Annotated in this window: 9 protein-coding genes; 6 read left to right on the plus strand and 3 right to left on the minus strand. The window is 72.7% G+C overall.

Annotated features, from left to right (window positions below; translation table 11 throughout):
* Positions 1–76 precede the first annotated feature (76 nt).
* The 3 genes from ACY34M_RS11390 (at position 77) to ACY34M_RS11400 (ending at position 5,490) form a co-directional block, all read left to right on the plus strand.
* Positions 77–1,327 (plus strand): FAD-binding protein, encoded by a 1,251-nt coding sequence (locus ACY34M_RS11390; protein WP_462718295.1) that lies wholly within the window; start codon positions 77–79, stop codon positions 1,325–1,327.
* Positions 1,328–1,393: 66 nt separating this feature from the next.
* Entirely contained in the window at positions 1,394–2,623 is a 1,230-nt protein-coding gene (locus tag ACY34M_RS11395) for an ROK family transcriptional regulator (protein WP_462718296.1), read from the plus strand.
* Between the two features lie 38 nt (positions 2,624–2,661).
* The gene (locus ACY34M_RS11400; RefSeq protein ID WP_462718297.1) at positions 2,662–5,490 is read left to right on the plus strand and encodes a glycoside hydrolase family 2 TIM barrel-domain containing protein; all 2,829 of its coding nucleotides are present in this window, start codon (positions 2,662–2,664) and stop codon (positions 5,488–5,490) included.
* A 175-nt stretch (positions 5,491–5,665) separates the two neighbouring features.
* On the opposite strand, the gene ACY34M_RS11405 is transcribed toward ACY34M_RS11400, so the two are convergent.
* Both ACY34M_RS11405 and ACY34M_RS11410 read right to left on the minus strand, forming a co-directional pair.
* On the minus strand, positions 5,666–7,669 hold the full coding sequence (locus tag ACY34M_RS11405) for a caspase, EACC1-associated type (RefSeq protein ID WP_462718298.1): 2,004 nt from the start codon (positions 7,667–7,669) through the stop codon (positions 5,666–5,668).
* The gene (locus tag ACY34M_RS11410) at positions 7,666–8,085 is read right to left on the minus strand and encodes an effector-associated constant component EACC1 (protein WP_462718299.1); all 420 of its coding nucleotides are present in this window, start codon (positions 8,083–8,085) and stop codon (positions 7,666–7,668) included. Before ACY34M_RS11410 ends, ACY34M_RS11405 begins: the two co-directional genes overlap by 4 nt.
* Before the next feature lie 253 nt (positions 8,086–8,338).
* Between ACY34M_RS11410 and ACY34M_RS11415 the strand changes: the two genes are divergently transcribed.
* From ACY34M_RS11415 to mmuM, 3 genes are all read left to right on the plus strand, one after another.
* On the plus strand, positions 8,339–10,384 hold the full coding sequence (locus ACY34M_RS11415; RefSeq protein WP_462718300.1) for an NAD(+) synthase: 2,046 nt from the start codon (positions 8,339–8,341) through the stop codon (positions 10,382–10,384).
* Positions 10,385–10,474: 90 nt separating this feature from the next.
* Positions 10,475–11,428 carry an NADP-dependent oxidoreductase gene (locus ACY34M_RS11420; RefSeq protein ID WP_462718301.1) on the plus strand — a complete coding sequence of 318 codons (954 nt, stop codon included), beginning with the start codon at positions 10,475–10,477 and terminating at the stop codon, positions 11,426–11,428.
* A gap of 39 nt (positions 11,429–11,467) precedes the next feature.
* On the plus strand, positions 11,468–12,382 hold the full coding sequence (gene mmuM / locus ACY34M_RS11425) for a homocysteine S-methyltransferase (RefSeq protein WP_462718302.1): 915 nt from the start codon (positions 11,468–11,470) through the stop codon (positions 12,380–12,382).
* A gap of 9 nt (positions 12,383–12,391) precedes the next feature.
* On the opposite strand, the gene ACY34M_RS11430 is transcribed toward mmuM, so the two are convergent.
* Positions 12,392–13,045 carry a DUF4389 domain-containing protein gene (locus ACY34M_RS11430; protein ID WP_462718303.1) on the minus strand — a complete coding sequence of 218 codons (654 nt, stop codon included), beginning with the start codon at positions 13,043–13,045 and terminating at the stop codon, positions 12,392–12,394.
* Positions 13,046–13,100: the final 55 nt, after the last annotated feature.

Below are 13,100 nucleotides of genomic sequence, written 5' to 3' on the forward strand. Positions count from 1 at the left end.
TCTGCCGCCAAGGGGGTGACCTGCCGGGACCGGCGTGGTCGAATCGCGGCAACCGCTTTCACAGAAAGGTCGCACCGTGCGATCCATCACCAACTGGGCCCGCAACATCACCTTCGCCGCGGACCTGCTGCACCGCCCGGCCGACGTCGACGAGCTGCGCACGCTGGTCGCCAAGAGCGGACACATACGGGTGCTCGGCAGCGGCCACTCGTTCAACCGGATCGCCGACGTGGACGCGGAGCGCGGCGGCGCGCTCGTGTCGCTCGGCGCACTGCCCTCCCGGATCGACGTGGACAGCGCGGAGCGCACCGTCCGCGTCGGCGGCGGTGTCCGCTACGCCGAGCTGGCCGCCGCCCTGCACGCGCACGGGCTCGCGCTGCCCAACATGGCCTCGCTGCCGCACATCTCCGTCGCCGGTTCGGTGGCCACCGGCACGCACGGCTCGGGCAACGGCAACCGGTCGCTCGCCGAGTCCGTACGGGCCGTGGAGATCCTCACCGGGGACGGGGAGCTGGTGACGCTCGCGCGCGGTGACACCGGGTTCGAGGGGGCGGTCGTGTCGCTGGGCGCGCTCGGTGTCGTGCTGTCGTTGACGCTGGACGTGGAGCCTTCGTTCGAGGTCGCGCAGCACGTGTTCCGTGAACTTCCCTTCGCCGGGCTCGACTTCGCCGCCGTGTCCTCGGCCGCGTACAGCGTGAGCCTGTTCACCGGCTGGCGCGGGCCGCGCTTCGACCAGGTGTGGGTGAAGCGGCGGCTGCCGGACGCGCTGGACTTCCCGTGGGCGGAGCCCGCCGTGGAGGCGCAGCACCCGGTGCCGGGGATGTCGGCCGTGCACTGCACCGAGCAGTTCGGGGTGCCGGGGCCCTGGCACGAGCGGCTGCCGCACTTCCGGGCGGAGTTCACGCCGAGCAGCGGCGACGAACTGCAGTCGGAGTATCTGCTGCCGCGTGAGCACGCGGTGGCCGCGCTGCACGCCCTGGACGCGGTGCGGGACCGGATCGCGCCCGTGGTCCAGGTCTGCGAGGTGCGCACGGTCGCCGCCGACACGCAGTGGCTGAGCCCCTCGTACGGCCGGGACACGGTGGCGTTCCACTTCACGTGGGTGGCGGACGCGCAGCGTGTGCTTCCGGTCGTCTCGCTGGTCGAGGACCGGCTGCGGGAGTTCGATGCGCGGCCGCACTGGGGGAAGGTCTTCACGGCCGACCCGGCGCAGGTCGCCGACCGCTATCCGCACGCCGCGGACTTCGTCGCGCTGGCCGAACGGCTCGATCCGGAGGGGAAGTTCAGCAATGCGTTCGTCCGGGCGCTGCTCCCCCGCAGCGTATGACTTACTTTAGAAAACCCTTTCCCCAACCCCTTGTCGAAGCCCGTCGGGCGCTCCTAGCCTGACGGCATGAAGCGCACGTCCCGCGACATCCGGACGGCGAACCGGTACGAGGTGCTGCGCCGGTGCCTCGCCCGACCCGCCGTCTCCCGGCAGGAGTTGGCCGCCGAGACAGGACTCAGCTCGGCGACCGTGGCGACGCTCGTCGGGGAACTGCTCGACCTGGGGATCCTCGCCACGGGCGGCTTCGAGGACTCGGCGGGCGGGCGGCCCCGCGGCCTCGTCTCGGTCGACGCGGGACGCGGCTCGCTCGTCGGCGTGGACGTCGCGGAGACGTATGTGCACGCCGAGCTGTTCGACCTGAACCTGCGGGTCGTCGGCCGCGCCGACCGCGAACTGCGGCCCGGCGCGCACGAGCCCGGGCAGGTGGCCGCCGTCATCGCGGACGCCGTGCACTCGGTGCTCGACGCCGACACCGGCGGCCCCGTGCTCGGCGTCGGCGTCTGCATGCCGGGGCTCGTGGACCGGCAGGGCGGCATCAGCGTGTACGCCGCGAACTGGGGCTGGCACGCCGCGGTGCCGCTGCGCGAACTCCTCGCCCGGCACCTCGACGTACCCGTGTACCTGGACAATCCGCTGCGTGCCTCGACCGTCGCCGAGCTGTGGTTCGGCGCGGCCCGCGGCCGGGACGACGCGGTCGTGGTCAACCTCGGCACCGGCGTCGGCGCGGGCCTCGCGCTCGGCGGCACGCTGCACCGGGGTGTCACCAACAGCGCCGGCGAGTGGGGCCACACCACCCTCGTGCTCGACGGACGGCCGTGCCACTGCGGTGACCGGGGGTGTGTCGAGGCGTATGTGGGGGCGCCGGGCATCATGCGCAACATGCGAGAGCTGCACCCCGGTTCGCCGCTCCTGCACCCCGAGGACCAGACCGCCACCATCGAGGCGATCGGCCGTGCCGCCGCGGAGGGCTCGGCGCAGGCCCTCGACGTGGTGCGGGAGACCGCGCGGCATCTCGGGGCGGCCGTCGCCGACCTCGTCAATCTCCTCAACCCCGAGGTCGTCGTGCTCAGCAGCTGGGTCGCGGCGAGCCTTGGCGGTCCCCTGGTGGACGAGGTGCGTGCGGCCGTCGCCCGGCATGCGCTGGCGCCGGCGCTGGCCGCCACGGAGATCGTTCTTTCGCCTGTCGTCACGGATCCGGTGAGTCTTGGTGCGGCCACGTTCGCGCTGGAAGGGGTGGTGGGTGACGCCTCGGGGCTCCGCCCCGGATCCCGCTCCTCAATCGCCGGAGGGGCTTGATTGCCGAGCCGCCGCAACGCCACTACACAAGGAGACCCATGTCCATCGCCTACGTGACCGACCCCTCCCCCGGCCGCGGTGCGCTCCCGCCCCGCGCTTGGTATGCGGAGTCGTCCGCGAATGTCCTTTCGCTCAACGGGACATGGAGCTTCCGGCTGGCGGAGCGGGCCGATGCGCACGACGGTTCCTTCGCTGCCCCCGGGTACGCCGCCGACGGCTGGGACGAGGTCGTCGTGCCGGGGCACTGGGTGATGCAGGGCGACGGGGCGTTCGGGGCGCCGATCTACACGAACGTCCTCTACCCGTTCCCCGTGGACCCGCCGTTCGTCCCTGACGAGAACCCGACCGGGGACCACCTGCGCGTCTTCGACCTGCCCGCCGACTGGCCCGCCGACGGTTCGGCCGTGGTGCGCTTCGACGGGGTCGAGTCCTGCGCGAAGGTGTGGCTGAACGGCACGGAGCTGGGCGAGTTCAAGGGGAGCAGGCTGCCGCACGAGTTCGAGGTCGGGCACCTCCTCGCCCCCACCGGCAACGTCCTCGCGGTCCGCGTGCACCAGTGGTCCGCGGGCTCGTACCTGGAGGACCAGGACCAGTGGTGGCTGCCCGGCATCTTCCGCGACGTGACCCTGCTGCACCGTCCGGCCGACGGCGTCCGGGACTTCTTCACGCACGCCTCGTACGACCACACCAGCGGGCTCGGCACGCTCCGTGTCGACAGCGACGTGGCGGGGCGGATCACCGTGCCCGAGCTGGGCGTCGACGTGGCCACCGGGGAGCCGGTCACCGTCGCCGTCGAGCCGTGGACCGCCGAGACGCCGCGCCTGTACGACGGCGAGCTGGCCACGGCCGGTGAGCGGGTGCCGCTGCGGATCGGGTTCCGCACCGTGGAGCTGTCCGACGGGCTGATCAAGGTCAACGGCACGCCGATCCTCTTCAAGGGCGTCAACCGGCACGAGTGGCACCCGGAGCGCGGCCGCGCGCTCGACCTCGAAACGATGCGCCACGACGTCGCGTTGATGAAGTCCCACAACATCAACGCCGTCCGCACCTCCCACTACCCGCCGCACCCCGCCTTCCTCGCCCTGTGCGACGAGTACGGCCTGTGGGTCATCGACGAGTGCGACCTGGAGACCCACGGATTCGTCGAGCAGGGCTGGCGGGACAACCCGGTCGACGACGAGCGCTGGACCCCGGCGCTGCTCGACCGGGCTGCCCGTATGGTCGAGCGCGACAAGAACCACCCGTCGATCGTGCTGTGGTCGCTCGGCAACGAGGCGGGCACCGGGCGCGGCCTCACCGCGATGGCCGAGTGGATCCACGCCCGCGACCCCGAGCGCCTGGTGCACTACGAGGGCGACATCAACTGTCGTGACACCGACGTCTATTCGCGCATGTACGCCGATCACGCCGAGGTCGAGCGGATCGGCCGGGGTCTCGACGGCGGGCCGGAGAAGCGGCGGCGGCTGCCCTTCATCCAGTGCGAGTACGCGCACGCCATGGGCAACGGGCCCGGCGGACTCGCCGACTACCAGAAGCTGTTCGAGGCGCACGACCGGCTCCAGGGCGCGTTCGTCTGGGAGTGGATCGACCACGGCGTCGCCGACGAGTGGCACGGATACGCGTACGGCGGGGACTTCGGCGAGGAGCTGCACGACGGGAACTTCGTCTGCGACGGGCTGCTCTTCCCCGACCGGACGCCGTCTCCGGGGCTCGTCGAGTTCAAGAAGGTGATCGAGCCGGTACGGATCACCGTCGACGCGGCGGCCGGTTCCGTCCGCGTCACCAACCACTACGACTTCCGCGACCTGTCCCACCTGGCCTTCGACTGGGCGTACGAGGTGGAGGGCGGGGCCGTGGAGCGCGGCACGCTCACCGTGCCGCCGCTCACGCCCGGCGAGTCCGCCGACGTGAAGCTGTCGGCGCCCGCCGCGCGTGACGGGTACTGGACGATCCGCGCCCTGGACGGCGACGGGCACGAGGTGGCGTGGGGGCAGAGCGCTCCCGTTGCCTCAACTGCCGCCCCCGACACGGCGGTCGGTGCCCGGCCGACCCTCGCCGACGGCGTGCTCACGCTCGGGCCCGCCACCTTCGACGCGCTCACCGGGGCCCTGCGCGCGATCGGCGGCGTACGGCTCGCCTCCGCTCCCCGGCTCGACGTGTGGCGGGCGCCCACGGACAACGACGACGGCGCGAGCTGGCAGGACGACGAGCGGCTCGGCCCCCGGTGGCGGGAGTTCGGCCTGCACCGGATGCAGCACCGCGTGGACGGCGTGGAGCTGACGGACGACACGCTGACGGTCCGTACGCGGGTCGGCCCGGCGAGCCGCGACATCGGGCTGCGCGCGGACTACCGGTGGACGGCCGACGAGCGGCGGCTGCGGCTGACGGTGTCCGTGGTCCCGGAGGGCGACTGGCGGCTGCCGCTGCCCCGGCTCGGCGTCCGGCTCGGCCTGCCCGTCGACGACGTGGCCGTGCGCTGGTTCGGCGGTGGGCCCGGCGAGGCGTACCCGGACACGCGGGAGGCTGCGCGGCTCGGCCGCTGGGAGGCGGACGTCGCCGCCCTGCACACCCCGTACGTGCGGCCGCAGGAGAACGGGGCGCGGGTCGACGTCCGCTGGGCGGAGTTCGGCGGACTGCGCGTCGCGGGCGAGCCCGCCTACGCTCTCACGGCCCGCCGCTGGACGACGGAGCAGCTCGACGCGGCCCGGCACCGTACGGATCTGAAGCCGGGCGGCACGCTGTGGGTGCACCTCGACCACGCGCAGCAGGGCATCGGGACGCAGTCGTGCGGTCCCGGCGTACTCCCGCAGTACCGGCTCACGCCCGGGCCCGCCGAGTTCGGCTTCGTCTTCGAGCAGTTGGCGTAGCCCCGCCGGCCCTGCCCCTGTGAGGTCATGGCGGCCGGGGCGGCGGTCCCGTCGCCGCCCCGGCCGACCGGACGGCCGCCCTGGGGGGCAGGGGCGTGGCGGCCGTCGTGCAGGAGTCGCCGCCGGTGCGGGAAAGGTTGCCGCCGGACTCCGGCCGTCCTGCCCGGCGCCCGGCTCAGAGCTTGACGGCGAAGGAGTAGAGGCGGGTGATCTGCGTTTTGTTGCGGTTGTCGTCCGAGACGAGGAGCAGATTCCTGCGGCCCTTGTAGGGGCCCTTGTCGATGGTGTCGCCGAGGGCCATGCCCTCGGCGTTCTCCAGGAGCGGGTTCGCCTGCGTGCCCTTGTTCCGCACCGCTCCGGGGCTGCCCGCGGGGCACTTCCCCAGGTCGAACAGTTCGTCGGCGTCGATGAAGGCGTCGGACGGCTCCCCGTACAACTGCTTCTTGTCCGCGACGTTCTCCGCCGTGGCGAGCGAGAGGTCGTTGACGTGGATCGCGTTGCCCAGGCCGACCACGTACTGCCGCTCCAGCGCGAGCAGCCGGGTGTCGGAGACCGCCACGAGGTCCGCGAGGCCGAGGCCCTCGTCGGCGCGGTAGGCGTACTGCCTGTCCGGCTCGTAGGACTTCTCGTCGGCCGTGCGTTGGTAGCGCTGGATGCGCAGTATGTTGCGGCCGCGTGCGTCGCCGTCCGCGGCGATCGGGGTCTCCAGGGCGACGAACAGGTACCGGTCGTCCGGCGACAGGGTCATGGACTCGATGGTGTGGCCGGCCGTCGCGCCGCCCTTCGGGAAGATCTCGAACTGCTCCGGGAGCGGCAGCGGATCGCCCAGCTGGCGGCCGGTGCGCAGGTCGAAGCGGCGGATCGTGGGTTCGGTCTCCCCCGCCACGAAGGCCGACTTCCCGTCCTGCGGCACGGCGATCGCCTCGGCGTCGAACCACTCCGGGAAGGTGTCGCCCTTGAGCGGGCGCAGCGTGCGGGCCCGCCCCGCCTCGGGGGCGAGGGCGTCGGGCGAGCGCAGGGTGATCGGGAAGATCCGGGCGGCGTCATTGTCGGCCACCGCGTAGACCGTCCTCGGGCCGCCGGGCTCCTGAGTGCCGGGCGCGAACGACAGTCCGGAGAGGCCGGCCACCGGATCGGTGTCCACGTCGTCCTTGTCGAGGGCGTCGGAGTGGTCGAGCAGCGCCGCCTCGGGCGAGCACGCGCCGCGTGCCTCGTGGTGGGGAGCGGGCCCGGCCAGCCGCTCCTTGGCGTACGGGGTGAGGAATCCGGTGGTGAGGCCGAGCGCGAGGCCGACGGCGATGCCGAGGGCCAGGAAGCGGCCCCGCCGCGGCGGCGGCGTGGGGGCCGCGGGCGGCGCGGGGGCGGGGCGCCGGGCGGCGTTGCGCACGAAGGCGTACTCGCCGAGACCGTTCTCGTCCGTGGACAGCGGGGCCGCCGCGTCGCTGCGCTCCTGGTCGGCCACCCACTCCTCAACCCGTCTGCGCACCCGGTCGAAGACGTCCTTCAGGGGGATCGACTCGCCGGCCTCGGCGTCGCCCTGCTCAAGGACCTGCACCAGCGCGCCGGTGAAGACCGAGCAGTGCTCGGGGTCGGGGGCATGCGAGGCGCGGTTGTGCGGCGAGGAGGCCATCAGGTAGAGGCCCTTGAGGTCGCGGACGGATCGGGCGGCGACCTCTCCTCCGCTCTCGCCCCCGGACATCGTGCCGTCGCGCGTCCACCGGGCGCTGTAGCAGCAGTCCAGGACGAGCACGGTCCGGGGAGCGGGCGAGCGGCTGATGGCCTTGCGCACGTACTTGGTGTCGACGCAGGTCTCGGGCTGTCCGCGCTCCGTGTCGGGCAGCGTCAGGAACAGGCGGTTGTCCTCGCCCTCGCGCATGCCGTGGCCCGCGTAGTAGACGATCAGTGTGTCCTCGGCGGCGAGCTTCCCGGCGGCCTCGATCGCGGCGGTCATCCGGCGTGCCGAGACCGGGTTGGCGAGCACCTGGACCCGATCGCTCTCGAAGCCGCCGATGTCCGGGTCGAGCAGCACCTCCTTGAGTCTCGCCAGGTTGTGCTCGACGCTGTCGAGGCGCTCCATCGACGGGTGCCGGTAGTCGTTGACCCCGATCAGCAGGCAGGCGGACTTCTTCGGGTCAACGCGCCGCGGCCCGCTGTCCGCGCCGGGCGGGGCCTGTGTCATCGCGGGGCTCCGCGGCCGTCCCCGCCGTCGACCTCGCCCTCGCCCTCGCCTTCGCTTTCGCCTTCGCTTTCGATCAGGCCGATGTCGCGCAGCATTCCGCTGATCCGCTCGATGTCCTCGCCGCGCACCACGAAGGTGACCTCGTCCTCGTGCCCGCGGCTGCGCCACCAGCCGCGGACGCTGTGCGTCACGTCGATCGCCAGGGACACCGCGCCGCAGCCGACGCCGACCCATTCGAGCAGGTCGCCCATGGCGCCGGGCCGGTCCAGGTACCCGCTCTCGACGCGCAGTCCGGCGGAGCGCAGCTGGTCGTCGTCCTCCAGCCAGTCCCGCAGCGACTGCAGTTCCTTGTCGCTCCACTCCCCCGCGTCCGGTGCGTCCGGCGCACCGTGTGGGACCGAGAACCTGATCTCCACGCTTCCCCCTGTTCGCGTGCTCTCCGTCTGTGCCCGAGGACGCTTCCACAACTCCCCCGCCCCGTAGGGGGATCACAGACAAGTCTCCCCGTACGAGAACGCCGCCGAACCGCTTCGCTCACGCGCCGGTCAGAGAGCGGCACCACCCGGACCACCTTCGGCCAGAACATTGCAGAGGGTGCACCGCGGCACCGGCCCGCCGCCCCACAGGCCCCGGCGCGCACGGCCCCGGCCCGGTTGACATCATGGACGGGTGAACTTCCGGTCGATCTACAGTCACGGTTTCGCGCGGGTCGCCGCGTGCACCGGCCACGCCGCCATCGCCGACCCGCGCACCAACGCGGAGGCCGTCCTGCGCCAGGGCCGCCGCTGCGCCGAGGACGGAGTCGCCGTCGCGCTCTTCCCCGAGATGGGCCTGTGCGGCTACTCCATCGAGGACCTGGTCCTCCAGGACCCGGTGCTCGACGAGGTGGAGCAGGCGCTCGCCGACATCGTCACCGGCTCCGCGGACCTCCTGCCCGTCCTCGTGGTCGGCGCGCCGCTGCGGCACCGCAACCGCATCTACAACTGCGCGGTCGTCGTCCACCGCGGCCGGATCCTCGGCGTCGCGCCCAAGTCGTACCTCCCGACCTACCGGGAGTTCTACGAGAAGCGGCAGATCGCGGCGGGCGACGACGAGCGCGGCGGGACGATCCGGATCGGGGGCGCGGAGGTCCCGTTCGGCACGGACCTGCTCTTCGCCGCCGAGGACGTCCCCGGCCTGGTCCTGCACGCGGAGATCTGCGAGGACATGTGGGTGCCGGTGCCGCCCAGCGCGGAGGCGGCCCTCGCCGGCGCGACGGTCCTGCTCAACCTCTCCGGCAGCCCCATCACGGTCGGCCGCGCCGAGGACCGCAAGCTGCTGTGCCGCTCCGCGTCGGCCCGCTGCCTGAGCGCCTACGTGTACGCGGCGGCCGGAGCGGGCGAGTCGACCACGGACCTCTCGTGGGACGGCCAGACCATGATCTACGAGAACGGGGTGCTGCTCGCCGAGACGGACCGCTTCCCGCTGGGCGACCAGCACGCGGTGGCCGACATCGACCTGGACCTGCTGCGCCAGGAACGCCAGCGCATGGGCACGTTCGACGACAACCGCCGCACGCTCGCCGCCCGCACCGGCGGCTTCCGCCGGGTGGACTTCCACCTGGACCCGCCCACCAGCACCGACCTGGGCCTCAAGCGCCGCGTCGAGCGCTACCCGTTCGTGCCCGCCGACGCCGAGCGCCTCGCCCAGGACTGCTACGAGGCGTACAACATCCAGGTCTCCGGCCTGGTGCAGCGCATGGGCGCGATCGGCGACCCGAAGATCGTCATCGGTGTCTCCGGCGGCCTCGACTCCACGCACGCCCTGATCGTCGCGGCCCGCGCGATGGACCGGGCGGGCCGTCCCCGCACCGACATCCTGGCCTTCACGATGCCGGGCTTCGCGACGGGCGAGCACACCAAGTCCAACGCGCACGCGCTCATGAAGGCCCTGGGCGTCACGGCCGCCGAGCTCGACATCACGGACACGGCGCGGCTGATGCTCCGCGAAATGGACCACCCCTTCGCGAACGGCGAGCCTGCGTACGACGTCACGTTCGAGAACGTCCAGGCGGGCCTGCGCACCGACTACCTGTTCCGCCTGGCCAACCAGCGCGGTGGCATCGTCCTCGGCACCGGCGACCTGTCCGAGCTGGCGCTCGGCTGGTGCACGTACGGCGTCGGCGACCAGATGAGCCACTACAACGTCAACGGCGGCGTGCCCAAGACGCTCATCCAGCATCTGATCCGCTGGGTCGTCAGCAGCGACCAGTTCGGCGACGAGGCGGGCAGGATCCTCACCGCGATCCTCGACACGGAAATCAGCCCGGAGCTGGTCCCCGGCGAGGAACTGCAGTCCACCGAGTCGAAGATCGGCCCGTACGCGCTGCACGACTTCACGCTCTTCCACGTGCTGCGCTACGGCTTCCGCCCCTCCAAGATCGCGTTCCTGGCGTGGCACGCGTGGCGCGACGTGGAGGCGGGCGCCTGGCCGCCCGGCTTCCCGGAGGAGGACCGCGGGCAGTACAGCCTCGCCGAGATCCGGCACTGGCTGGAGTACTTCTGCCGCCGCTTCTTCCAGTTCGCGCAGTTCAAGCGGTCCGCGATGCCGAACGGCCCGAAGGTGTCGGCGGGCGGTTCGCTCTCGCCGCGCGGCGACTGGCGCGCCCCGTCGGACAGCAACGCGCGGGTGTGGCTGCGGGACCTGGAGCGCTGGGAGTGGCCGGAGGGCGTGTGAGCCTCCCTCGGTGGCTGGGACTGTGCGGCGTACGAGGACATTTCCGCGGGCCGACGCCACAGTCCCGGCACCATGCCGCACCCTGGTCCCATGAGTGACGACACCACCACCATGAAGGCCATCAGTCAGGACACCCTCGGCGGTCCCGAGGTGCTGCAGGAGATCGAGGTGCCGCGGCCGCGGCCCGGTATCGGGCAGATCGTGGTCGCGGTGCACGCGGCAGGGCTGAACCCCACGGACTACAAGCACCGCGCGTCCGGGGCATTCCTCGGTGAGCCGCCGTTCGTGCTCGGCTGGGACGTGTCCGGGGTCGTCGAGTCGGTGGGGCTCGGCGTCTCCCTGTTCCAGCCGGGCGACGAGGTGTGCGGCATGCTGCCCTATCCGTACGGGGCCGGTTCGCACGCCGAGTACGTGGCCGGGCCCGCCCGCGCCTTCGTGCCGAAGCCGGCGGGGCTGAGCCACGTCGAGGCGGGCGCGCTGCCGCTGGTCTCGCTGACCGCCTGGCAGGCGCTCGTCGACATCGCCCGGGTGGAGCCGGGGCAGCGCGTGTTGGTGCACGCGGCGGCCGGCGGTGTGGGACATGCCGCGGTGCAGATCGCCAAGGCGCGCGGCGCGTACGTCATCGGGACGGCGTCGGCCGCCAAGCACGCGTTCGTACGGGGACTGGGCGCTGACGAGGTCGTCGACTACCGCACCGCCGACTACGTGGCCGAGACCGGTGACATCGACGTCGTGCTCGACACGCTCGGCGGCGAGGACCGGCTGCGCTCCCTGGAGGTGCTGCGGCCGGGCGGCATCCTCGTCTCGCTGCTGCCCACGCCTCTCGACGACGTCCTCGCGCGGGCGGCCGAGTTGGGGGTGCGGGCCACCGCCATGCTCGTCGAGCACGATCAGGCGGGGATGCGCGCGGTCGCCGGGCTCGTCGAGTCGGGCGACTTGAAGGTGCACGTCTCCGGTACGTATCCGCTGGCCGAGGCCGCCAAGGCGCACGCCGAGGGGGACACGGGCCGGGTGACGGGGAAGCTCGTGCTCACGGTGCGGTAGACGGCGGGCTCCGGGCGCGGGTCGGTTAGCGTCGTGCGCATGACCAGCGACCTTTTCACCCGCGCCCTGGCCGACGGTGTGCTCGTCCTCGACGGCGGCCTGTCCAACCAGTTGGAGGCCGCCGGGCACGATCTGAGCGACGAGCTGTGGTCGGCTCGGCTGCTCGCCGAGGAGCCGGAGGCGATCGCCGCGGCGCACCGCGCGTACTACGAGGCGGGCGCGAGCGTCGCCATCACGGCCAGCTATCAGGCCACCTTCGAGGGGTTCGCGCGGCGCGGCATCGGGCGCGGGCGGGCGGCCGAACTCATGGCTCGCAGTGTCGAGTTGGCACGTCGGGCCGCGAGGGACACCGGGGCCGGGCGGCCCCTGTGGGTGGCCGCGTCCGCCGGACCGTACGGGGCCATGCTCGCCGACGGGTCCGAGTACCGGGGGCGGTACGGGCTGAGCGAGGAGGAGTTGTACGCCTTCCACCGGCCGCGGCTGGAGGTGCTCGCCGGGGCCGCGCCCGATGCGTTCGCCCTGGAGACCGTGCCGGACGCGGACGAGGCGCGGGCCCTGGTGCGGGCGGTGCGCGGGCTCGGGGTGCCGGCGTGGCTGTCGTACAGCGTCGAGGGTGCACGGACGCGTGCGGGGCAGCCGCTGGAGGAGGCGTTCGCGGTGGCCGCCGATGCCGAGGAGGTCGTCGCGGTCGGCGTCAACTGCTGCGCCCCGCGGGACGTGGAGGCGGCGGTGCGGATCGCCGCCCGGGTCACCGGCAAGCCGGTCGTGGTCTACCCCAACAGTGGCGAGGAGTGGGACGCCGGGGCGCGGGCCTGGGCGGGCCGTGCCACGTTCGCGCCGGAGCAGGTGACCGCGTGGCGGGACGCCGGGGCCCGGCTCGTGGGCGGCTGCTGCCGGGTCGGGCCGGGGGCGGTGGCGGGGATCGCCGCGGTGCTCGGCCGCCAGGACCCGTGAGGCAGGACGCTAGCGGGGCTCGTACGCTCCCTGGTCGAGCCGGAACGGCGGGTAGACGTCCGTCATCAGGCCCGCGTACGCCGACACCCGCGCCGCCCAGCGGTGCAGTCCGATGTTGAGGTCGTACATGCCGCGCGGGTAGACGCCGGTGAAGAGAAGGGCGACGGCGGCGAAGAACGTGAGCAGCCCCGCGACGCCGCCCCCGGTGCTGGCGCCGCCGACGAGCAGCGACACGATCAGCCACTGGGGCAGCACGAGCAGCCACCACTTGACCAGGACGAGGCCGCGCGAGAGCCGCTCGGGGTAGACGACGTCGAAGCGTGCCGGAAAGTCGGGCACCGGCGCGAGCGTGAACGGCGGATAGCGGTCGGTGCCGAGGGTGCCGTACGAGTAGTAGGCCACGCGCCAGGCCCAGCGCATCACGCCGACGTTGAAGTCGAACAGGAGCCGCGGATAGCGGGTCGTGAACAGGATCGCGAACAGCGCGACGAGGGTGGTGAGGGCGGTGCCGACGAGAAGAAGGGCGAGGACGAGGTAGTGCGGCAGGGCGAGCAGCCACTTCACCAGCCACAGCCACCGGGAGACGGTGGGGTCGTAGTCGGCTTCCAGCGTGACCGGGCTCGCGGGTCGCACGGTCTCTACGAGAGTCTCGTTGTCGGCCATATGCCTCGTGTACGGCGGTTTCGGGCTGCCCGCAAGGCGACGGACGGTGTCCGTT

The organism is Streptomyces sp. EDA2-14 (assembly GCF_054963755.1).